Source organism: Maribacter sp. UH1 (genome assembly GCF_056839145.1).
Genome location: NZ_CM166387.1, coordinates 1,939,934 through 1,965,074 on the forward strand (window position 1 = coordinate 1,939,934; position 25,141 = coordinate 1,965,074).

Below are 25,141 nucleotides of genomic sequence, written 5' to 3' on the forward strand. Positions count from 1 at the left end.
AGATTACTCTAACCACTTTCTAAAGTCGGAAGTGGTAGAGGTACTGGTCATTGCTTTTTCTTTACAGCCTTTTACCGTAATAAGTAATCGGTTTTTAAAGTGACTCTCTATCTGTTCTATAAAATCTATATGCACAATTTGACTGCGGTTGATTCTAAAGAACTTTTTAGGTGGTAATTGTTGTATTATGCCCCCAATAGTTTGTGATATAGGGTGTCTTTTGCCTTCTTGATCCACGGCAATGCAGAAATCTCCAGAGGCTTCTATCATAGCAATTTCAGATGTATTCAATAGTTGTATGCCATTAGGTCTCTTGATAACAAAACGCTTCTTATAATTGCTCTGCTCTTCTTGCAATGCTGATTTTAATGCACTTAATGTTTCATTGCTTAGTTTACTATCATATTTTCCCTGTTTAAAAAGAGATTCATACTTTTCCAATGCTTTTATGAAATCTGCATTCGTGTATGGTTTTAAAATATAGGCTATGCCGTTGGTATTAAATGCCTGAAATAAATAATCGTCATAAGCCGAACAAAATATGATTGGGCAACTTACCTCAACGGCATTAAACAAATCAAAAGAAATACCGTCTAACAATTTAATATCTGACAAAATAAGGTCGTACGTATTAGCTTCTAAAAGCGTTTTACCCTCTGCAATTGATCTTGCCCAATGATTTGTTATATCATTATCAAAAAATGTTTTAAGATGGCTTAATAATTTCTGATAAGCGGGAATTTCATCTTCTAAAATTAAAAGTGTCATAGGCTTCTCATTAGTTGCTTAACTTAATTATCGGAATTGAAATTTTAAACTCGGTTTCACTATCCTCTATTTTAGGAATCTCTTCTGATAGTAATTTATATCGTGCTTTTAGGTTGTTAAGACCCGTACCTAAACTATCGTTTAAATCTGTAAACTTTGATTTGTTGTTTGTCACTGTCAGCCAATTCTCATCAATATCAATACTGGTATGCACTATATTTTCTCCACTTGCTTTGTTATGTTTTACTACATTTTCCAATAAGGCCTGTATAGCACCGGTGGGTAAAAATTTATTGGAAAAGTCGCTGTTCTTGTTTATATGAAAACTATAATCATCACCAAATCGAGTTTGAATAAGAAACATATAATTATCCGCTAAATTCATTTCTTCTGACAGCTCCATGACCTCAGCATCTTTTGTCTGAATCAAGTATCTATAGATTAATGAAAGACGATTTATATATTCTTTTGCCTTATTGGCATTACTGTCTATTAAGGCATCTAATGTGTTTAGATTGTTAAATAGAAAATGAGGGTCTAATTGCGAACGTAAAAGTTTAAGCTCATTCTCTTTCTGCTGTTTTTGAATTTTTACAACCTGTGTTTGGCTTTCATAAAACTTCTTGGTCAACAAAATACCCAAAGGAATACCAACATTATCAGCACCAGCAAAAAGACCGTCTAATAATGCTCTGTGCCAAACCGGGTATGTTCTGCAATCATTTTCACATGACCAATACCCGGCAAGGTTTTCTATAAAACCCGTTACGGTCAATATTACAATAGCTAAGCTAATGAGCAGAAAGTAGTTCGTTTTCTTCAATAAGAAATTTGGCAATAACCAATACATGAACAAGCCAATAGCAATGCATGCCATTACAATATACGTTGGAATATCAACTATGTATTCTAACAGATCATTACCATAAACATAATACTGCCAAACATTAAAAAGTGATGTTACTCCTATAATAACACCCAGTAATATGAAGTCTGACTTATTTAGTTTCGTATTCATTTACGTTGCTGTATTAATTGTCTTGTTTAATACGGTTTTGTTCCTCTTTTGAAGCGTTCTCTCGCTTATTGCTTTTTCCAAATTTTGAACCAAAACTATAGTTCAATTGTAAAAATACATTGTTTCTGGCCCAATTAGAAACGATAGTTGCATCTACATTATCATACCTCACATTACCGGTAAAAGGTCTTTGTATCAGCTCCTCATACTCTAAACTAACCTTTAATTTGTCATCAAGAAAACTTTTACTGATGGCTAAATCAATACCTGCCATCCATTCATATTCAATAATACCTTCCAATCCGCCTGAAGTATAATATCCAGATATTTCCGAATTGATTTCCCAAGGTAATTCATATTCTGCGCTCGTAAACCAGGTTATGCTCCATTTAGACAAATCTAGCTCAGGATTTAGATTTTCTGATGCGTAACGATTATGATTGGCGATTACGCCAGTATACCCATCTAATCCATTAATAAAACTTAAGGGTGCAAAGAGGCTAAAATTCCAATTTTCGTTCTTTGCCAAATTGATCATAGTTCTAGAAGTCTCGGCAGATGCATCGTTTTGGGTTATGATTTCAAATAATTGATCTGAGGTTTCTCTATAACTTATATTGAAGAACGGTTGGTTCTCATATGTCAAATTAAACTGATAGCTGTTGGTAAAAGCAGGTTTTAGATTGGGGTTTCCTTCTTCAAAAGTAAACGGATCATAGAAATACACGAAAGAATTTAGCGAGCTATAAGACGGTCTGCGAATTCTATAACTGTATGCAAGGTTAGCACTGATCTCTTCTGTAATTTCTCGGCTTAGGCTTGCACTTGGAAATAGTTTAGATATTTTTCTTGTTCTTGTTTCTCCCGTAGTAGTTGCAGTGCCCCGGGTATCACTTTCTTCCCAACGTAATCCACCGGAAAAACTCCATTTATCGACCTTTACGTTTAATTTAGAATACAGAGCCAGTATTGTTTCATCTACCAAGAACCTGTTGCTCTCTGCCGGTTGAAACTGAAATACACCTTCATCATCTTCTGTAAAAGACTGTAAATCGCTATCTGATTCTACATCTGAAAATTTGGCGCCTGCATTCCAGGAAAAGCTCTCATTAACCGTTCTTTTATAGTCGGCTTTATACGTATTGATCTTGTATGCTGCTTCTTGAAAGTAACGTCTATTATCATAAGGTAGTTCAGAAGTGCCTATTTGAAATAAATTGTTTTCATTGTCATAACCGTAGTCCACAAAATTATAATCCAGTACAAGTTTATTCTTGTCGTCTTTAAACTCGTAATACGGGTTCAAGGATTTAATATTTCTGTTTCTATCGAAACTATTATCGGTTAATAAGGTAATGTTAGATGTACCGTTTGAAATGGTCGTGTTATTATTAGAAACACGGTCAGAATCGCTATTGACTATTCTACCACTTACACCAATTGAATGTTTGTCTGTTAGGTAATAGTCAAGACCTGCCCCAACATTAATAATAATTGGGTCAAAGGCAGATTTTGAAGTCTGTTCATAAGTGTCATCCAAAACGCTACGAGACAAAATTAGATCATCTCTTGAAGTAGATTTTCTATACCCTGCGCTTAATTGCCAATTAAGTTTGTTTTTATAACTAGCAACCGATGCACTTGTAGCATACTCAAACCTATTCTCATAACCCACCATTTGCTTTACGTTACCATGAGTACCTAGTTTTACATTATTCTTTAATATGATGTTTAATATAGGACCCGCGCCTTCCGCATCATATTCCGAACCTGGCTGTTGTATTAATTCTACTTTAGATATATTGTCTGCAGGCAAATCTCTGAGCAAGCTAGCCGTATCCATATAATCTGTAGTCTTTCCGTTTATAAGTATTCTAATATTACCTTGGCCCGCATAACTTACATTGCCGTTGGTCAATATAATACCGGGAACCTTTTTTACGACATCTTGAAGATTGGTATTCACCATATCTGAATTTTCAAGATTTACTATAAGCTTTTCTGCGGTCTGTTTAATTTGTGGTCTCTTACTTTTTACAACAACCTCATCTAGGTTTTGAGCTTCATCTTGTAAGGTAAAATCAAGGACTACATTCGATCCTGATAATTGTAATTCATCAGATTTTTTGGTTTCGAAACCCAATACCGATACTTCTATTACATAAGTTCCATTTGCAAGGTTTTCAAACACATAAGTTCCGTTGTCATTGCTAATTACTCCCGTAACCGCTTCTTCTTTTCCTACTTCGTAAAGAAGAATGTTGGCAAAAGAAAGCGGTGTTTCTAATGTGTCTGTAATAGTACCGTTGATGGTGTTCTGTGCAATAGAAACAGCTGTGATGAATAGTGCTGCTATTAAAGTTGTTAATTTAAATTTCATGACTGGTCGTTTTATTATTGATACCGTAAAACTATAGACAGCACATGCTTTAATAAAGTAGATTCTGCCCAATTGGGATAAAAAAGGGATGAGTTGGGTATTCTTTTGGATATAGATTTTAGAAAACAAAAAAGTCCTACATTTAAAATGTAGGACTTTTAAAAAAAAACTAATTTCCTATTTTAGAAATCGGAAAGTAAATTTAAAGCTTCACAAGTTGCATCTACTACTTGTTGTGGAGACATACCTTCTAAATCAGATTCATCTAACGTTCCGGCGCTTTCACCGCCAACGGTTAAATCATATGTTCCGTCGCCATTATCGCAAATTTCCACTTTTTGATCTGCAGCGGTACATGATTTACATCCATTTTCATCGTCATCTTTTGAACAACTAGTAAAAGCTACGGTAGCACATAATGCTAAAAATAAAATTGATTTTTTCATAAAAAAATTTGGTTTTGGTTGGTTTTTCTTACCTACCTAACGAAATCGTTTTACAAAATATTGCGAGATCATGGTGTTTAGAAAATTTATGACCTGCCAAAAACAAATAGATAATAGTGCCAAATCTCTTATGTATATACAACAGTAGCGGAAAAAAATCTTTTAAATTCTATATCGTTTACATGGTAAACAATAAGGTTCAATATTAAGAAAATAGATTAAGCTTATGATGTTTTAGATTTCTTTGGCTTCTTCTTTATCTGGGTCTTCGTTAGGAAACATTTTACCTAAATATGCCAGTTTATAGCCTTTCTGAATATCTGTAAATTCTTTACTGAATGCTGTAATAATGTGAATATCACCTTCTGGGTCCAAAAGAAACAATGGAACAATATCCGCGTCTGCCTTTGTAATCTCAATCAAACCTTCATAATGCTCCGTGTCGTGAAGTTCTATTTCATGAATAGCCGGAAATTTTCTTGCTGCTTCGGTCAATTTTATAAAATCATCCGTATGTGAAAACAAGCCTTCTTTAGGGTTGTTTTCTGGGTCAGACATTTCATCTGCATCTACCAATCTAAACGATCCGTTCTCACCAAATGCATCTTGAAACTTATTTATGGCATACTTGTTTATATCAGAGTTTGCCGTTAATGCCATTAAATATCCAATATCGTTCAGTTCTATATTATCGGTTAAGTTGTCTGAATATATATTAGCCGAAATAGCTTCTAAACCTAATTTTTCGGCTTTATCAATATTAGACTGGTTATTGTCAATTAATACAACGTGCCTGTCGTTTTTATGGAGATATTCACCTATTAAACGTGATACTTTTGATGCCCCTAAAATCAAAATTCCTTCAGACTTATTTAGAAAAACCCCTATTAGTTTAGCAAACACTCTTGCCGTTGTGGCATTTAACAAAACGGTTCCAAGAACGATCATGAATACCAATGGTGTAATATATTCTGCCCCAGCCTCTCCTTTAGTCAATAATTTAGATCCAAATAAAGATGCTATACCTGCCGCTACAATACCCCTGGGACCTACCCAACTAATAAACAGTTTTTCATTGAATTTTAAATTAGAACCAATGGAGCTCAAGAAAACCCCAAGTGGTCTAATGATCAATACAATGGATAAGAACAGTGCTATCGTTTTCCATGTAAATATTAATTCTAGATCTGAAATATCAATATTAGCCGCCAGTAAAATGAACAGTATGGATATCAAAAGAATACTTAAAGATTCTTTGAAATATAAAAGCTCTTTAATGTTCGGTAAATTGGTATTACCCATTACCATACCCATTACAACTACAGCTAATAAGCCAGATTCATGTGCAAAAACATCTGACATTACAAAAACTCCCAAAACCACGGATAATGATACTACGTTCAATAAATAATGCGGAATAAAGTTCTTCTTGATTAAAAATGTAAGTGCATGGGCAAAAGTGAACCCGAAAGTAAAACCGAATAATAATATTTTAGCAAACTCGATCAATGCAGTCATAGTATATGCCTGTCCCTCGCCTACACTAATAAATTCATAAACTAAAACCGCGGCCAATGCGCCAATGGGATCAATTAAAATACCTTCCCATTTTAATATTGCGGAAACATCTTTTTTAAGCGGAATATTCCTTAAAATAGGAGTAATTACCGTTGGGCCTGTTACAATTATCAAAGCTGAAAACAGGAAGCATAACTGCCATGAAAGTCCAAACAACAAATAGGCTGCCAATGCCGCCCCAAAAAAGGTGGTTAAACTACCAAGAGTAATTAATTTAGTAATAACAGGACCAATATTTTTAATCTCTGAACGCTTAAGCGTAAGTCCGCCCTCAAACAAAATAATACTAATGGCCAGCGACACAAAATAGTACAATCCCTCTCCGGGAAAAAGACCTTTGTCCCCGTTCCATATAGGTTCAATAATTTTAGAACCATCTTCAGTATACAATGTTGACAATGGTCCAACGATTAAACCTATAAGAATTAAAGGCAAAATTGCGGGTAGTTTCAAGCGCCAGGCCACCCATTGAGCAAGTATTCCTAAAATGATAATCCCAGCAAGCTCTAGCATTTATTTGATTTTGGATAAAAATAACAATTATACGCCACTATATAACATAAAAACATTGGGAAACAGCGCATTTTTAGGGACTAGGCACAGTAGCTAGATTTCACTCGTAATACTTTAAGCCTATAATTTTAGGCTAATTATGTAAAAGCAACTACACATCAAACTAAATAACTCCATTTTATTGGCTTTACTTTCTCCCCTTCGCTTAAGATAAACATATTAAGAATCTAATCGTATTGAATACTATTCAAAGTGCAAACTTATATTTTGCATGATGGAATAGACAGTAGTAATAGCTCTTAAAATTAATGAAAACCACATTTTAAAAAGCGTTTATGATTTAAACCAAGGGGTAACTCTAATCTTATCTTAACAAGGAACGTTTATTAAGTGCTAATGATCAAAGCAATGCTCTATTTTGGTAACCAACTTAATCATCTTCTCTGTGAAAGTGTTTCTATTTAGCACACTTTTGTTTCATGGGAATAACTAAAATCAACCTATTTACGCTGATTTTAACAATAATTAGTTAAACAGTTTTAGTCGCTGCTATTAAAAGGTTTAATTTCTATCATCATAACCACCTCACTTATAAGTAATAAGTGTAATAAATACATTAAAATTAATCTTACAAAAAATGAAGAAAAAACGTCTTCATAATGGTGACTTTTTTAACTTCGTATATCTAGAGAGATTAAGCTATTACCGTGAATAATATGGTTTTAAGCGATATTATATAATTTATATTAATAAAAATGTCTGATACCAACACCCGGTCTATCTTTAAAAACCCGCTATTTTACGGGTTTTTTGCATTTTTAATTGTGTTAATTATAACTCAATTCGTCGCCTTTCAAAAACACCAACTCCATCAAAAAACAGAACAACAAGAAATTGAACAAAGAGTATCAAATTTAAAGGTTGATCTACAAAATATATTGGGACAAAGTTTTAACTCCACCCAAACCTTAGCGTTTATAGTTGAACATTACGGTATACCGGAAAACTTTGATAGTGTTGCTCAAATACTTCTAAACAGTAACAAGTACGTTGACGCTTTAGAACTTGTTGATAAAGACGGGGTAATTACTCATGTACATCCATTAAAAGGAAACGAGGTCATTGGGTTGAATATTTTAAATGACCCGGATAATAAATTTGGTGCTAAAACTACCATTAAAAAGAAGGATTATTACACTGCAGGACCCATATATCTAAGACAAGGTGGCTCAGGTATTATAGGGCGAAGACCATTATATAATAAAGGTGAGTTTAATGGATTTGTTGCTGCTGTGGTACGCTTGTCTACAGTTTTAGAAGCCATTCAACTAGACTCTATCGAAAATAAGCAATTCGCATATAAATTGGTGAAAATCAATGACGATCAAACTGAAGAAACCTTTTATACCTCTAAAAATCTATCTGTAGAAAATGCCCAATCATTACCACTTACTACAAGCCAAGGAGAATGGAAATTATATGTTTATTTAAAATCCACTGAATCACAATCAATTACTATTTTATTCTCAATTTTAGGTTTGTTGTTATCATTGGTATGTGGCGTTCTGTCATGGTTTCTTATGAGACAGCCAGCTAGATTAAATAAATTGGTTGAACAAAAAACAGCTTTATTAAAAGAAAGCAGGGAAAGATACCGGTTGTTGATTGATGAAGCCTCAGATGGTATTTATTTAAATGATTTCGATGGTAATATTATAGACGCAAACCCATGCAGTATTCAAATGTTCGGTTACTCTAAAGAGGAAATATTAAACAAAAATGTAAGAGAACTTGTTGTTCCGGAAGATTTAAAAAAGCAACCTGTTCGTTACACTGCAATGACCAAAGGTAAAATCGTACGTTCTGAACGTAAATTGATTAAAAAAGATAATACCATATTTTATGGAGAGGTAAATGCCAAAAAGATAAATGAAGATACATTTATGGGCGTTGTAAGAGATATTACCGAAAGAAAGAAGCTTGAGCTAGAAGCAGAAGAAAATTTTGTAAAATTCAGTAAAGCATATAACAATGGTTTTGTAGGCATGGTCATTAGAGACCAGAATAATTGTTTGGTTGATGCCAATTATTATTTTCTTGACTTAATAGGCTACCTCTTAGAAGAAATAAAAGGAAAAACAATTCAAGAACTAAACCTAATAATAAAGAAAGAAGATGTTGATTACCATAAAACGCCTAAAACTACTTCCTCATCAATAAATACGAATAAAAAAGAAATTGATTTTAGAACAAAAGAGGGTAAAATATTACATCTACTTACATCAATAGAACCATATGAATATTATGGAGAAGAATTCACCTTAAGTACGTATATCGATAATACAGAGGCAAAAAATGCCAGTTTAAAAATACTTCAAAGTGAAAAAAAATATAAACAATTCACCGAAAGAATATCTGACGCCTTTGTAGCTTTTGATCAAAATTGGTGCTTTACCGATATTAACGCAAAAGCAGCTAAAATTATAGGAATAGATGCAAAAGAAATGATAGGTAAAAATGTTTGGGACGAATTTTCTGAATTTAAAAATTCTGAGGCTTATACAACACTTGTAGAAGTTATGGAGCTGCAGTCTTACACCTATTACGAACAATATCATCCAAAGAAGGATATTTGGATTGAAAACCACCTATACCCTTCACCTAACGGACTCTCTATATACTTTAAGGATATTACCTATAAAAAAAGAGCTGAGCAGGAAAAACAGTTGCTTATCTCCGTAATTGAAAATAGCCCAGGATTTATTGGTCTAGCAAAATTGAATGGCGAACCAATTTTCATGAACGATGCAGGTAAAAAACTAATAAATCTACCTTGTGATTTAGAAATGAAAAACACAACGATCTTTGATTATTTTGATGATCATTATAAAGACGTGATTTTAAATGAACACATGCCTACTATTATGGAAAAAGGTTTGTGGACAGGAGAGGTGCCTTTAAAAAATATTAAAACCAATGAAAGTATTCCTTTAGAGTTTTCGGGTTTTTTAATAAAAGACAAAATCAGCAATGAGCCTATAGCATTGGGCGCAATAGGTTTTAATTTAACAGAACGTAAAAAAACACAAAAAGAAATATTACATCTTAAAAACAAAATGGATGCCGCTATTAGAATCGGTAAAATTGGATATTGGGATTTTGATATTACTACCGAAACTTTTGAGTGCTCACCTTTAATGTATACCATATACGACATAGATACAGATGTAGTTTTAACCATACCTTTTCTTGAAAGTATTATTCATCCAGACGATGTAGAAAAACATAGAAAGAATATTAAGGATATCATACGGGAGAAAAGTTCGCATGCCTTTACTTATAGAATCATTGTTAAAGACGGCTCTATTAAATATGTTATGGTAGATATAGAGGTTACTAGAGATGCTGACAATAGAGCAATTGATTTTAAAGGAACGGTAATAGATATTACGAAAGAGAAAGAGGCCGATTTTGAGATAATCGATCTAAAAAACAAGATGGATATTGCCATGCGCATTGGCAAAATTGGTTATTGGGATTATAATTTAAGTACGGAAAAATTTTATTGGTCACCGAGATTGTTCGCTATATATGATGTAGACCCAAATACCGAAATTACTTTAGCATTTATAGAAAGCTTAATGCACCCAGATGATTTAGAAAGTCACAGAGAGCTGCTAAAAAGTGTAACGCTTGATGTTGATACGTATTCTATTTCATATAGAATAATTCAAAAAGACGGCTCTATTAAATACATACTTGCAGAAATGGAGGTTGTTAGAGCTGAAGATAAATCTCCTTTAAAATATAGGGGTACCATTATTGATATAACAAAACAAAAAGAAGCTGATAAAGAAATACTATCGCTACAATCTAAAATGGATGCTGCGATAAGAATTGGCAAGTTCGGATATTGGTATTGGGACATGACGGTTGATGTCGTAGAATGGTCTAAAGAAATGTATGCCATTCATGAAGTTGATCCAAGCACCATAATGACCCCAACTTTATTAAGAGAGATTATTTATAAAGAAGATCTTAGTCTTGTAGATTCTAAACTTTCAAAAAATAAAAATGAAGACAATACAAATCCAAATTACTATAGAATTCAACTAAAAGATAAATCATTCAAATACTTTTTAGCTTATTCTGAAGTAGAATATAACGATAATGGCGAACCTATTATATATCGTGGAACTTCTATGGATATTACTAAAAACGTATTAGCAGAAGAGGCATTAAAAGAAAGCCAAGAGAAATTCTCTAAAGCCTTTCAAACAAATCTTATGGGCATGCTCATTTTAGATGAGCAAAGGCGAGTAATTGATGCCAATGAAATGGTATACGCCATATTAGATACCACCAAAAAAAGGCTACTTGGCAAAACGGTTATAGAGTCTAAAGAAATAATGATTAATGAAAATGAGAGAGAAAGACTTTGGAAAAAACTTTTGGAAGAAGGCGAAATTTTAAATGAAGAGTATAAAGTAGAACTTAAAAGTGGTATAAAAAAGACACTTTTAATGTCCATAGCTCCATTATATTTAAGAGGAGAAATTAGCTACTTGGTTAACATATTTGATGATTCTAAAAGAAAAGAAGCAGAAAGTAATCTAGAGACCCAATTCCATGAACTCCAAAAAACCAACTCAGAACTAGATAGTTTTGTATACAGTGCCTCTCATGAATTAAGAGCTCCTTTATCATCCATTTTAGGACTAATTCAATTAATTCAAATGGAAGATATTAATCCAAAATTATTCCAGCACTTGAATATGATGGAAAAATCCATTGAAAGGTTAGATGATTTTATAAAGGATATTATAGAATACTCTAGAAATAAACACATAGCCCTTAGGTTAGAATCCATAAATTTTACTACTTTAATTGAACATTCTATTGAAAGCTTATGGTATTTAGAAAACACGCATAAAATAAACATAGAAATAAATATAAAGGACAAGGTTAATTTTGTCTCGGATAGTAAAAGAATTTCAGTTATTTTAAATAATTTTATATCCAATGCAATCAAATATCATGATGTTAATAACGATAATGCCGCTATTTGGATTAACGTAGAAACAACCAAAAAAGAGGCGGTTTTAATTATTAAAGATAACGGTGTTGGTATGGCAGAAGATCAATTGGAAAAAATATTTGAAATGTTTTATAGAGTATCTTCTAAAGTTATGGGTTCTGGTATTGGGCTCTTTATTGTTAAAGAAGTACTGTCTAAATTGAAAGGAACAATAGATGTACAATCAAAGGTGGGTGACGGATCAACGTTTACTATAATAATACCAAATGAAGCAAATAGATAATATGGCTAAAAATTTTAATATTTTATTGATCGACGATTCAGATGTGGACAACTTTATAAACAAAGCCATTATTTCGAAAGAAGACAATATTTCTCAAATTACAACCATGACATCTGGGCGGGAAGCCTTAACTCATTTAAGTAGCATAATTGACAATACAGAAGCTTATCCTGATGTTATTTTCTTGGATATTAAAATGCCTGGAATGAACGGATTTGAATTTTTAGATGAATATGTCAACTTACCTAATTCCATAACCGATCACTGTAAAATTTACATTCTTAGCTCTTCAATGGATAATTTAGATGCTGAAAAAGGGAAAGAATATCCTTTAATTAAAAAACAATTAACCAAACCTTTGGCACACCATATTATAGGAGATTTATTGAATGAGGATTAGTTGCATCTTTACTATAATGTTGATTATGATGCGTAAAACTATGCTCTCGTAATTAGATATTTATACCACTTTGCCTATAAAAAGGCTTATAATCTGCTGGTTAAATGATAATACTTTCTTAATAATCCCAAGAATACCTTCACTTTTATTATTTTGCCCCCTATGAAAATTTATCCTGTTGAAACCGGTAATTTTAAATTAGACGGTGGTGCTATGTTCGGTGTAGTACCAAAGACAATTTGGCAAAGAACAAATCCAGCAGACGATAATAATTTAATAGATATTGCTGCCAGAAGCCTATTAATTGAAGATGGAGATAGATTAATATTGGTAGATACCGGTATGGGCAACAAACAATCTGATCAATTTTTTGGCTATTACTATAGATGGGGAGATTATAGGATAGATTCTTCTCTAAAAAAATATGGTTTTCATAGAGATGATATTACCGATGTCTTTTTAACACACCTTCATTTTGATCACGTAGGTGGTGCCATACAATGGAACAAAAATAAAACCGGATACGAACCTGCTTTTAAAAATGCTAAATTTTGGACCAATGAAAAACATTGGAAATGGGCAACTGAACCCAATCCAAGAGAAAAAGCTTCTTTCTTGACAGAGAATCTTTTGCCTATGAAAGAAAGTGGACAATTATTCTTTGTTGATGATGCAGAAGAAAGTTTTCTAAAGAATAGTCCTCTAGGTTTTGACATCCGTTTTGTAGATGGTCATACAGAAAAACAAATGCTTCCCCAATTCTCATATCAAGGTAAAACAATTGCCTATATGGCAGACCTCATACCTACAGTTGGGCATATCTCATTACCTTATGTTATGGGTTATGACACTAGACCACTAATGACAATGTCCGAAAAAAAGATATTCTTGAACGAAGCTGCAGATAATAATTACTTTCTCTTTTTTGAACACGATGCCCACAACCAACTTTGTACCCTAAAACACACGGATAGAGGTGTTCGTTTAGATCAGATATACACTTTTAACGAGCTCTTCAATTAATTTTACATTATAAATAAAAAACATTAACTAACAGTTGCCCACATATGACGAATTCATATTTTAAATCAATTTTTGCCCTTTCTATAGCCGCAATATTAACAGGATGCGGAAGCACAAAAACTGCTGGAGGAAGCGGGTTGATCCTCACCCCAGTAGAAAACATAGATGCTACTCCTTTAAAAATTTCTGATCTTACTACAAATGAAAAGAATAACTGGGGACATTTAGATTTAGTTGCCGATACTATACCTGGCATGAGTGTAGATAAAGCGTACAGTGAAATCATTAAGAACAAAAAAGGAACTAAAACAATTGTTGCCGTTCTTGATTCTGGTATTGATCTAAGTCATGAAGATCTTGTAAATGTATTATGGACCAACACCAAAGAAAAAGCCGGTAACGGTATTGACGATGACGGCAACGGATTCATTGACGATATACACGGTTATAATTTCTTAGGCGAATCTTATAACGAGCAGTTAGAGTATGTTCGTATGCTTCGTTTGGGCATAGGTGACGCTGCTACTTTAGCAAAAGCAAAAACCAAATTAGACACCAAGTATAATGAAGCTTTACAGGGTAAAGAACAATACGAATCTATTTACCAAGCTGTAAAAAATGCAGATGCAGATGTAAAAAAGCATCTAAATAAAGATACCTATACCAAAGAAGATCTAGCTGGTATTAATGCTACGGATGAGACTATGCAACGTAATGTAGCCATTCTTAATCAAATGTTCGGCATTAATGAAACCATACCAGGTGTTCTGGAAGATTTAACTAAGGGACTTAAATACTATACAGAACAACTTAATTATAATCTAAACAAAGATTTCAATGGTAGGGCCTCTGTTGGTGATAATGCCTATGATATTACCGATGTAGATTATGGTAACGGAAACCCAAATAATAGAGTAGATGATGAAAGCCACGGAACACACGTAGCGGGTATAATCGGTGCTGAACGTAACAACGGTAAAGGTGTTAACGGTGTTGCCAACAATGTAGCTATTATGAGTATTAGAGCCGTACCTAACGGTGATGAGTATGATAAGGATATTGCCAGAGGTATTCGTTACGCAGTTGATAACGGAGCACGTGTAATCAATGGAAGTTTTGGAAAGTCTTTTTCTCCTAATGCTGATTGGGTATACGACGCTATTAAATATGCTGCAGATAATAATGTTCTTTTTGTACATGCTGCCGGTAATGATGGTGCTGATCTAGATAACCCGGTTAACGCTAACTTCCCTAATGATCAAATAAACAACGGACCAGAAATTGCCGATAATGTTATTACTGTAGGTGCCTTAAACCCAAAATACGGGTCAGAATTGGTAGCAAGCTATTCTAATTACGGTAAAATAAATGTTGATATTTTTGCTCCAGGTACAGATATCTATTCTTCCTACCCTAATAACGAATATGAATATTCGCCAGGTACTTCCATGGCAGCACCTGGTGTTGCGGGTGTCGCTGCTTTAGTAATGTCTCAATATCCAAGTTTAACGGCTGCTCAAGTGAAGAAAATAATATTACAATCTGGTTTACCTATTAAAACCAAAGTAGTATTGGGTAAAAACACAGGTAAGAGCGGTTCTTTAGATGAAATATCTTCTTCTGGAAAAATTGCTAATGCCTACAATGCATTGGTTTTAGCCAGTAAAGTAGCTGCAGGACAGATTAAATTATAATACTTACATAACTCATATGACTAAATCATTTTTTACATTTTTGACCGCAATTTTCTCCATAGGATTGCTGGCACAAAACAAGACAGATTATTGGCAACAACATGTTGATTATACCATGGCCGTTGATATGGATGTTGAAACTTTTCAATATACCGGTACCCAAACTTTAGTATACACGAACAACTCACCAGATGAGTTAAAACGTGTTTATTTCCATTTGTATTTCAACGCTTTTCAGCCAGGTAGTGAAATGGATATTCGACTACAGACAATTGCAGATCCAGATGATAGAATGACTACTCCAGACAAGAAAAGTAGAATTGCTTCTCTTACCGATAGTGAAATAGGATATCTGCATGCTACCTCTTTAACACAAGATGGAAGTAAGGTTACTTTTTCAGAAGAAGGAACTGTGTTAGTTGTTGATTTAGCTAAGCCAATAGCGACTGGTGCAAAGTCTACTTTTAATATGGAATTCAAAGGTCAAGTGCCTTTACAAATTAGACGTTCTGGTAGAAACAGTGAAGAAGGTGTTGCATTGTCCATGAGCCAATGGTATCCAAAATTAGCAGAATATGATTTTGAAGGTTGGCACGCAGATCCATATATTGCTCGAGAGTTTCAAGGTGTTTGGGGAGATTTTGATGTAAAATTGACTCTTGACAAAGACTATACCGTTGGTGGAAGTGGTTACCTGCAAAACCCTAACGAAATAGGTCATGGGTATGAAACCCCTGGTACCAAAATCAAAAAACAAAAGGGCAAGACCTTAACATGGCACTTTAAAGCTCCAATGGTACATGATTTTATGTGGGCCGCAGACCCAGAATACATTCATGATATTCAACAAGTACCTGACGGACCAGTACTTCATTTTCTTTACAAAGACGATGCTAAAATTTTAGAGAACTGGAAAAAGCTTCAGCCTAAAACTATAGAGGCTATGGAGTTTTTCAGTAAAAACATTGGTAAATACCCATATGATCAATATTCGGTTATTCAAGGTGGTGACGGCGGTATGGAGTATGCCATGTCAACACTTATTACCGGTAACAGAAAGTTTGGTAGTCTAGTGGGTGTTATGGCTCATGAAATGGCGCATTCTTGGTTTCAACATATATTAGCTACAAACGAAGCTAAACACGAGTGGATGGATGAAGGATTTACATCTTTTATTTCTAAGCTTTGTATGACTGAAATTATGGACTACGAAAAAGAAAATCCTTTTGAGGGTACTTACAAAGGGTATAGGAATTTAGCCCTTTCAGGTAAAGAACAACCACAAGGTACATATGCAGATCGTTACGCTCTTAACTTTGCCTATGGTGTTTCTGCATACAGCAAAGGTTCTATATTTTTATCTCAATTGGGCTATGTTATCGGTCAAGATAAATTGATGGAAACTATTCGTAAATATTATGATGAGTTTAAATTTAAGCACCCTGTTCCTAACGATTTTAAACGTGTTGCAGAAAAAGTATCTGGTTTTGAACTAGACTGGTATTTAACAGATTGGACACAAACTACAAATACAATTGATTATGGTATTAAAGAAGTTACGGCATCAGAAAACAACACTAAAGTTACTTTAGAACGAATTGGTCTAATGCCAATGCCTTTAGATATTTTAGTAGTGTATAATGATGGTAGCAAAGAAACTTTTTATGCTCCTTTACGTATGATGCGAGGAGAAAAAGAGAACCCTTATGAGGGTATTGAAAGAACTGTCATTGAAGATTGGCCATGGGCTTACCCAACCTATGATTTTGAAATCAATAAACCAATGTCCTCAATACAAGCAATCGTTATTGATCCTTCTCAATTAATGGCAGATGTTAATTTAGAGAATAATGTTTGGCAAGCAGAGTAATTTCTTCTTCTAAACTTTAAGATATTTATGCCTCCAAATTGGGGGCTAATTCTTTTTTAAAACTTCTTTTATAAATGGATGCATCCTTCGGAAAAAAGGAAAAACTAAAAAGTAAAATACTCATTACCCAGTTGTTTGAAGAGGGTAGGGGTATTTCTGTTTATCCGTTGAAATTAATTTATCAATCCGTAGAGAAAAAAGAAGTTCCAATCAAAACCGCTGTTACGGTATCTAAGCGCAATTTTAAAAGTGCCGTAGATAGAAACCACATTAAACGTTTGCTAAGAGAGTCTTATAGACTTAACAAAGGCTTGGTTTTTAACAATACAGATACAAACTTTGCGTTTCTATTTTTATACCTTGGTAAAGATATGCCCACCTTTGAGCAGTTAGATCATAAAATGAAGCTCGTTTTAAACAAGTTTAAGCTACAGATTGATGAAAAAAATAATTAGTAAAAAAGTACTAGTACCCATAATTGCCATCGCTTTCCTTTTTGTAGGAAGTAGTTATAAAAGCGACTTTTTTGAAATAGCCAAACAGATAGAAATCTTTACCACCTTGTTCAAAGAACTGAACATGAATTACGTGGACGAAACCAATCCGGCAGAATTAATGGATACCGCCATTAAAAATATGCTGAACGAATTGGATCCCTATACCAAATTCTTAAACGAACAAGATGTTGAAACGTATCGCATAAACAATGCTGGTGAATATTCTGGTATTGGTGCCATGGTACGCTCTTTTGATGATAAATTACTGATTATTGAACCACACCAGGGATATCCCGCAGATAAAGCAGGATTAAAGGCTGGTGATGAAATAATACAAATAGGAGATATCAAAGTTGCGGATTTTGAAGATAATGCCAGTGAGCTTTTAAAAGGGGCTAATGGGTCAACTATAAACGTTACTTACAAGAGACAAGGTAAATTAAACACTACAAGTATCACAAGAGAAGGGATAGAAGTAGATGCCGTGCCTTTCTTTAAAATGATCGATAACAAAACAGGGTATATTGTTCTTGCAAAGTTCAATGCCAAAGCAACGGAACAAACAAAATCCGCCTTATTGGATCTAAAAGGAAAAGGGGCTGAAAAAATCATTTTGGACTTAAGAGGAAACCCTGGTGGCTTGTTATCAGAAGCTATCAATGTTACCAATTTATTCGTTCCAAAAGGGGAATTGGTCGTTACTACAAAATCTAAGGTTAAAAAATTCAACAGAGAGTACCATACCAACAACCAACCTGTAGATGAGAAAATTCCATTAGTGGTATTGGTAAATGGAAGTAGTGCCTCTGCAAGTGAAATTGTTTCAGGTAGTTTACAAGATTTAGATAGAGCGGTTATTATGGGTGCCAGAAGCTTTGGAAAAGGCTTGGTACAACGCCCTCTTAAACTAACTTACGGTACACAGTTAAAGGTTACCATTTCTAGATATTACACTTCTTCTGGTCGTTGTATACAATCATTGGATTATTGGAACCGTGATGAAAGTGGTAAAGCGGTTCGTAATACTACCTTCAATGATTTTACTACTCGTAATGGTAGAAAAGTACAAGACGGTGGTGGTATTTTACCAGATATTGAAGTAGCTACTTCTAAAACCAATGACCTTACTTTAGCACTGCTACAGAACAATGTTATTTTCGATTATGCTACCAATTACCACTATACACACGAGTATAACGATGTTGCCGATTTTAAATTCACAGATGCTGATTTTAATGCTTTTAAAAACTATGTAAAGCAAAGTAGTTTCTCATTCGAGACCAAGGCAGAAGAAGCTATTAAAAAAGCGCTCTCAGGCGATGAAAACGACTTTTTAGGCTCAGATGTTAAGGATAGCTACAAAACCTTGTTAGCGAACATAGAAAAAGGTAAAATCAATGCTTTAGACAAATACCAAAGCGAGATTCAAAAGAACCTAGAAGATGAAATTGTTAAGCGATATTTCTACAGAGATGGTTTATACCAATACTATCTAAATAACGATGATGCTATTTTAGCGGCTACCGAATTATTAAGTAATAATTCTAAATACAGCGCTATTTTAAAATAGAATAGCTCTTAAGTTATCTTAGATTTCTTTTTAGTAGTTGCATGCTATTTATTAGGCATTTTTTTAATCTGTCCTAAAATAGGTATTCAAAGTACCATGAACCAATCTTGCTTTTTTAAGATTGTTTGTGGATTTTACGAATGAAACATATTCCATTCAATGCCAGTTAACTGTTCATTTATTATTCCTACTTTTAAATGTACAAACTAACGCCAACAGCAATACCTTAATGCAATATGAGAAATCTACTTTTATTAGCTAGTTGTATTTTAATACTTCAATCAACAAAAGCCCAAGACTCAAAAAAAGATGCTGAACCTAAACCTATACCAGAAGCTAAATCTTTTATAACTAAACATAAGGGCACTTTTGGCGTTACAACAATTGATTATACCACTACGGCAAAAGAAACTTTTTTAACCAATAAAGAAGGAGATTCTATTGCTACTTTTTGGTCTGTTGCCTACACTAAAACTAATATGGGAGATGTTACTAAAAGACCGGTAACCTTTGTTTTCAATGGCGGACCAGGATCTGCTTCAATGTGGTTACACATGGGATTCTTTGGACCTAAAATTGTAAAGGTAGATTCTGATGCCAAATCTGATGATGGTGCCGCACCATACAACTTAGTCAACAACGACCATGGTTTGCTTGATGTTACCGATTTAGTTTTTATTGATCCCGTAGGTACCGGTTATAGTCGTTTGGTTGGTAAAGGAGAAGGGAAAGATTTCTACGGATTAAAAGAGGATGTGAATTCTTTTGCCCAATTTATTAGAAAATGGGTGACCGAAAACGAACGTTGGTTTTCACCCAAATATTTAGCTGGTGAAAGTTATGGTACTACACGTGCTGCGGCATTAGGAAAGGCTTTAGAAGGATCTGGCCAGAACATGGCACTTAACGGAATGATACTTATATCGCAAGCTTTAGATTATGCAGGTTCTACATCTATATCAAATAATATTACTTCTTTCATTACCTACTTACCTAGTATGGCAGCTACCGCATGGTATCATAAAAAAGCAGGGCAGGGTAAATCTTTAGAAAGCTTTACTCAAGAATGTAGAGATTTTACGTACAACACCTATATACCTTCTTTATATAAAGGCAATTCTTTAAGTGATACAGAAAAGAATACATTGGCTGAAAAGCTTTCTTATTTTACAGGATTGGATAAAACATATATTCTACAATCTAATTTAAGAATTCTAATGGGCCGTTTTCAGAAAAAATTATTAGAAGATAAAGGTTTAGCAATTGGCAGACTTGACGGAAGATTTATGGGTAATGAAGAAGATAAGGTATCTGAAAAACCACATTTGGGAGATGCAGCTAGTTATCAAATAAGTGCTGCGTACACGGCTAGTTTAAATCATTATTTTGCATCTGAATTAAAGGTGAAAATGGATAGACCCTATATTACTTCTGGCGGTGGATCTAATTGGAGATGGAGAACGGTGCCAGATGGTAAATATTGGGAACCTATGCCTGTTAATACCGCCCCGGATCTTGGTGAAACCATGCGTAGAAATACGGCTATGAAAGTTATGGTTGCTAGTGGCTATTATGATTTAATTACTCCGTTTTTTGATGCTGAATTTACTTTTGATAGAAACGGAATCGTAAAAGATCGTGTACAAATGAAGTATTATGAAGCTGGACATATGATGTATACACATGAACCAGATTTTATTAAATTAAGTAAAGATATACGTGAGTTTATTTCAGCTAATTAATTAAAATAATTACCCTATTTCTTTAAAACAACCACATGCTGATTATTACATTGTAGATTGTAAAATTTGACAATATCTCTAACATGCTTTTTCTTGAACTCTTTGTTCTGAATCTTAGTTACCAGTTCAGGGCAATCGGCAAAGTAATCAGAGGCAGCATTTTTAAAATTTTTAGTAAAAAGTTGATTCGATCCCAAGTGGGTTACTTCTCCATTTACTCCTGTACTGACATAGAGATTTTTGATATCATAGTAATTTCCGTGCATCATGTTCATTTGACCATTTGCACTACCAACAAACATAGGGGCAGAATAACCTGTTTGCTCTAAAATATATAAGTTAACAGTGCCTATTTCTAATTCTCTTACGACATTGAAATAGCCTTTTTTTGTCTCTAGATAAATATAGGTAGATGGCTCTTCCCTATCATTTATAACTGCTTGCTCTATATTTTCAAAATGATATTTTTCCGGTTTGTCTCCTTTATCTTTTTTGAATTTCACCTGGTTGCCATTTACAAGCTTAGCCATTCCCCTTAATTGTTTGCCATCTTTAAAATATAAAGTTGCAGCATCTTTTTGGGCAATAGCAATAGATGATCCAACAAAACAGCAGATTAAAACTAAAAGAGTTGTTTTTTTCATAGCAGGTAAATGAGAGATAACTATGATAAAACGGGTACAATTTTACTATGTTATAATTTTTATCTTAAAATCGATGAAACGCCATTTTAATAAATGAACTACTTAATCTTTAATAGGCATAGTAATATTTAAGTTTTGAAGCAAAGGATCCTCTTCATTTAACAAGCGCTGTGTTCTTAAATATCTACCTACATTAAATGCATCATAATTTGGTGCATCTTTATCTACACTACTTATACGTACCATTTCAGATGAATGTATAAACTGATTATCACCGATCCACATACCTACATGCACTACTTTTTCTGAAGTAGTTTCTGTTGCTTTTCTTCCAAAGAACAATAAATCTCCTTTCTGCAATTTGCTGAAATCTGCAATAGAATCTATTGGTTTACCAGCGTGCACTTGTTGAGAGGCATCACGAGGAATTACCATACCATTTAAATAATAGATAGTCTTTGTGTAGCCACTGCAATCAACACCTTTTGTAGAAGTTCCTCCCCACAAATACGGTACGCCCATTAATGTTTTTGAGGTTGCAATAAGTGAATCTGCATTAAAATTCAAGTTTGAAATCCACGTGTTATATGCTACAGATTCGTCTTTAGAAATATACCCTTGTCTACCATCGGGAAATTCAATTTTATAAAAATCATCGTTACTACTTAACAGTTTTAATAAGCTACCGGCAACAATATCAGATGTTCTTTCTTTAGCTTCTTCTGTATTAAAAGCATGCCCATAAGTATCAGTGTAAATGATTTTATGTGCTGTAATCCAATTTTTAATTTCCTGTGTGTTCATTAATTGAATTCCGCCTGGATCTACCCATGCTAAATACTTATCTGGTGTTTGTATCAAATACCAATCTCCTTCTTTTTTTAGAACATTAACAATGGTACCTAAAGTTGCCTGTGTTGCCAATTCTGCCGAATGTTTTGGGTTACTTCTAAGATTGGCGGCAGAGATATTAATAACTGCATTGGTCATACCTTCTAGCTCGGCGCCAGGTAAAATTTTAATATCGTTAGTGGTTTTTATTCCCTTTTCTTTTAATAGATTATTCAAAGAATCTACAGCTAATGGTAAGTTAGTTTCACCAACTAAGGTAAAACCTGATGGACCATCTAATACTTCTAAATTAAAAAGTGCGGTACGTTTATCTGGTGCAAATGTGTTTTTTATGATTTCAATTTCTTTGACCAATAATTTCTTTTCGTCTATATGTACACCACATGCCGTATTTAAAGCAATCAAAATCAATACAAAAGACCTCTTTAAGATAATTCTCTTCATCCGTAAAATAATTTCTAATAGTATTAGCCTTGTGAAATTATGTAATTTTATCGCAAATGAAGAAACTAAAGGTCATAGAACTTTTTGCTGGCGTTGGCGGATTTCGCTTAGGATTAGAGGATACCGAGAACTACGAAGTAGTTTGGAGTAATCAATTTGAGCCTAGTACGAAAGCACAACACGCCTCTAAAGTCTATGAAGCTAGATTTGGTCATGAAAACCATAGAAATGAAGACATTTCTGAAGTACCTACCAAAGACATACCAGATGGCGATATCTTAGTTGGTGGTTTTCCTTGTCAAGATTATTCAGTTGCCGCAACTTCTAATAACTCTAAAGGACTTATTGGTAAAAAGGGAGTTTTATGGTGGAGTATCCACAGAATACTATCGGAAAAGAAAAATCCGCCTAAATACTTATTTCTTGAAAATGTAGATCGGTTATTAAAATCTCCATCAAGCCAAAGAGGTAGGGATTTTGCCATTATGCTTAAAAGTTTAGATGACTTAGGCTATGCAGTAGAATGGAGAGTTATTAACGCTGCAGATTATGGAATGCCACAAAGACGTAGACGTATTTTTTTCTTAGGATACCATAAATCTACACCTTTATACAAACAATTTAAAAAGGTCAAAGCCGAAGCTTGGATTTTTGAAAAAGGAACTATAGCAACGGCTTTTCCAATAACAAGCACTTCTTCAAAAGTGATTTCTTTTGATATCACCGATGACCTTGTTACACTATCTGAGAATTTTAATCTAGGCGAAAAATTATCTCCATTTCAAAATACCGGAGTATTCATTAAAGGAAAAGCATATACTACTAAAACTACAGCCAGTTATATTGGAAAAAGAACGGTTTTAGCCGATGTTCTTGAAAAAGGAATCATACCTGAAGAATTTTATATTCCTGAAGAGGAGCATGATAAGTGGTACTATCTAAAAGGTGCTAAAAAAGAAACCAGAACTTCTAAATCTGGTTTTGCCTATCATTATAATGAAGGTAACATGATTTTTCCTGATGCTCTAGATAATGCCTCTAGAACAGTTATTACAGGTGAAGGCGGTAAAAGTGCATCGCGCTTTAAACATGTTATCAACACCAAAAAAGGACTTCGTAGATTAACTCCCGTAGAACTGGAACGTTTAAATATGTTCCCCGATGATCATACTTTACTTGAAGGAATTTCTAATACCAAAAGAGCCTTTTTCATGGGTAATGCACTTGTAGTAGGTGTAGTCAAAAGAATAGGTGAAGTGCTTTCAGATAAAATTAAATCAACATAATATTTCTTCCTTCTTTAAGCAAAAGGGAACTAGTCTAACTAAAAATCATACTTCATTAAAATCTGTTTTTAAACTCAACATATTGTTAATCAACGTTTAAAATTAGGAATTGTCCTTTTTTTTGTTATTTTATTAGGTATGGTAAAAGTAGAAAAGTCAGAAAACGTAGAATTTTTAGAAAAGTCAATTCAACATTTAGAAGCTACCGGTTTCGAGAATATCAAAGCTGATATGGAAGGCTATGAAACTCCTAAATCATACTCAAGAAAAGGTTTGGAAGACAATGTTACTCCAGATATTGTAGCTATTAAAAACGGTAGAAAATATTATTTTGATATTAGCTTAAAATCTCCAAAAACCAGATTACTGAAATCTAAGTGGTTGTTTTTAGATACTTTGAGTAGAATGAATTCCAACAGATTTAGAATTATTACTACCAAAGGGCACTATAAGTTTACAGATAATATGCTTGAGGATATTAACCTAAGTAATAAAACACCTATCAAAATTTAAATCTTTGAATGCAACATATTAAAAAAGACCGCTTTTAGCTGTCTTTTTTATTTTTTAATCATTGCTATATGTGGTATACCATCTTCTAAATACTCTTCTCCTGTTGATTTAAAACCTAAGTCAGTATAAAATTTGGTAAGGTATTTTTGAGCTGAAATTTTTATTTCATTTATATTAAACTGTTCTTCAACAGCTTTAATAGAGGCTTGCATTATAATTTTTCCATAACCAAATTTTCTATATTCTTTGTGCACCGCCACTCTACCTATACTAGCTTGGTCAAAATAATCACCTGGCTTAAAAATACGGGTATATGCTACTACCTTATCATCTTTATATCCTAGTACGTGAATGGCTTTATCATCTTTACCATCTATATCTAAATAAACACAATCTTGTTCTACCACAAAAATATCACTACGTAACTGTAGCACATTATATAGTTCTTCAATATCAAATTCTTTAAAACTTTTTACCTTAATATCTAACATGAAATTGTTTAATTAACTAGTTATGTTCATATCTATTATAAAATAACCAATTGATTAATAAGTACTTATAATAACTATTTTAGGTTATCAA

The 25,141-nt window shown here is 33.6% G+C and carries 18 protein-coding genes; 10 read left to right on the forward strand and 8 right to left on the reverse strand.

Translation table 11 applies throughout. From position 1 onward, the window contains the following. Window positions 1-3: 3 nt before the first annotated feature. The 5 genes from UH1x_RS08590 to UH1x_RS08610 form a co-directional block, all read right to left on the reverse strand. Entirely contained in the window at window positions 4-768 is a 765-nt protein-coding gene (locus tag UH1x_RS08590; protein WP_482626195.1) for a LytR/AlgR family response regulator transcription factor, read from the reverse strand. A gap of 10 nt (window positions 769-778) precedes the next feature. After that, on the reverse strand, window positions 779-1,786 hold the full coding sequence (locus UH1x_RS08595; protein WP_482626196.1) for a sensor histidine kinase: 1,008 nt from the start codon (window positions 1,784-1,786) through the stop codon (window positions 779-781). A gap of 13 nt (window positions 1,787-1,799) precedes the next feature. Continuing rightward, window positions 1,800-4,166 carry an outer membrane beta-barrel protein gene (locus UH1x_RS08600; protein WP_482626197.1) on the reverse strand — a complete coding sequence of 789 codons (2,367 nt, stop codon included), beginning with the start codon at window positions 4,164-4,166 and terminating at the stop codon, window positions 1,800-1,802. A 182-nt stretch (window positions 4,167-4,348) separates the two neighbouring features. Further along, on the reverse strand, window positions 4,349-4,612 hold the full coding sequence (locus UH1x_RS08605) for a hypothetical protein (RefSeq protein WP_482626198.1): 264 nt from the start codon (window positions 4,610-4,612) through the stop codon (window positions 4,349-4,351). Window positions 4,613-4,846: 234 nt separating this feature from the next. Continuing rightward, window positions 4,847-6,703 (reverse strand): cation:proton antiporter, encoded by a 1,857-nt coding sequence (locus UH1x_RS08610; RefSeq protein WP_482626199.1) that lies wholly within the window; start codon window positions 6,701-6,703, stop codon window positions 4,847-4,849. 938 nt (window positions 6,704-7,641) lie between these two features. Between UH1x_RS08610 and UH1x_RS08615 the strand changes: the two genes are divergently transcribed. The 8 genes from UH1x_RS08615 (at window position 7,642) to UH1x_RS08650 (ending at window position 20,820) form a co-directional block, all read left to right on the forward strand. Next, the gene (locus UH1x_RS08615; protein ID WP_482626200.1) at window positions 7,642-12,024 is read left to right on the forward strand and encodes a PAS domain S-box protein; all 4,383 of its coding nucleotides are present in this window, start codon (window positions 7,642-7,644) and stop codon (window positions 12,022-12,024) included. Continuing rightward, a complete protein-coding gene (locus UH1x_RS08620) occupies window positions 12,008-12,424 on the forward strand; it encodes a response regulator (protein WP_482626201.1) in 417 nt (138 codons plus the stop codon). The genes UH1x_RS08615 and UH1x_RS08620 overlap by 17 nt, the downstream gene beginning before the upstream one ends. A 162-nt stretch (window positions 12,425-12,586) precedes the next feature. Next, complete coding sequence (locus tag UH1x_RS08625) at window positions 12,587-13,447, forward strand: MBL fold metallo-hydrolase (RefSeq protein ID WP_482626202.1); 861 nt, start codon at window positions 12,587-12,589, stop codon at window positions 13,445-13,447. 44 nt (window positions 13,448-13,491) lie between these two features. Then, entirely contained in the window at window positions 13,492-15,141 is a 1,650-nt protein-coding gene (locus UH1x_RS08630) for a S8 family peptidase (protein WP_482626203.1), read from the forward strand. Between the two features lie 16 nt (window positions 15,142-15,157). Beyond that, a complete protein-coding gene (locus UH1x_RS08635; protein ID WP_482626204.1) occupies window positions 15,158-17,011 on the forward strand; it encodes a M1 family metallopeptidase in 1,854 nt (617 codons plus the stop codon). 74 nt (window positions 17,012-17,085) lie between these two features. Next, a complete protein-coding gene (rnpA, locus tag UH1x_RS08640; protein WP_036150808.1) occupies window positions 17,086-17,466 on the forward strand; it encodes a ribonuclease P protein component in 381 nt (126 codons plus the stop codon). Continuing rightward, entirely contained in the window at window positions 17,450-19,078 is a 1,629-nt protein-coding gene (locus tag UH1x_RS08645; protein ID WP_482626205.1) for a S41 family peptidase, read from the forward strand. The genes rnpA and UH1x_RS08645 overlap by 17 nt, the downstream gene beginning before the upstream one ends. A gap of 236 nt (window positions 19,079-19,314) precedes the next feature. After that, entirely contained in the window at window positions 19,315-20,820 is a 1,506-nt protein-coding gene (locus UH1x_RS08650; RefSeq protein WP_482626206.1) for a S10 family peptidase, read from the forward strand. A 14-nt stretch (window positions 20,821-20,834) separates the two neighbouring features. Here UH1x_RS08650 and UH1x_RS08655 read toward each other — a convergent pair whose 3' ends face one another. Next, window positions 20,835-21,464 (reverse strand): hypothetical protein, encoded by a 630-nt coding sequence (locus UH1x_RS08655; protein WP_482626207.1) that lies wholly within the window; start codon window positions 21,462-21,464, stop codon window positions 20,835-20,837. Between the two features lie 102 nt (window positions 21,465-21,566). Then, window positions 21,567-22,760, reverse strand: coding sequence for an NlpC/P60 family protein (locus UH1x_RS08660; protein ID WP_482626208.1), 1,194 nt, complete (start codon window positions 22,758-22,760; stop codon window positions 21,567-21,569). A 56-nt stretch (window positions 22,761-22,816) separates the two neighbouring features. Between UH1x_RS08660 and dcm the strand changes: the two genes are divergently transcribed. Next, on the forward strand, window positions 22,817-24,046 hold the full coding sequence (dcm, locus tag UH1x_RS08665) for a DNA (cytosine-5-)-methyltransferase (protein WP_482626209.1): 1,230 nt from the start codon (window positions 22,817-22,819) through the stop codon (window positions 24,044-24,046). Between the two features lie 138 nt (window positions 24,047-24,184). Beyond that, a complete protein-coding gene (locus tag UH1x_RS08670) occupies window positions 24,185-24,559 on the forward strand; it encodes a hypothetical protein (RefSeq protein ID WP_036150827.1) in 375 nt (124 codons plus the stop codon). A gap of 47 nt (window positions 24,560-24,606) precedes the next feature. Here UH1x_RS08670 and UH1x_RS08675 read toward each other — a convergent pair whose 3' ends face one another. Next, window positions 24,607-25,050, reverse strand: coding sequence for a GNAT family N-acetyltransferase (locus UH1x_RS08675; RefSeq protein WP_482626210.1), 444 nt, complete (start codon window positions 25,048-25,050; stop codon window positions 24,607-24,609). Window positions 25,051-25,141 lie beyond the last annotated feature (91 nt).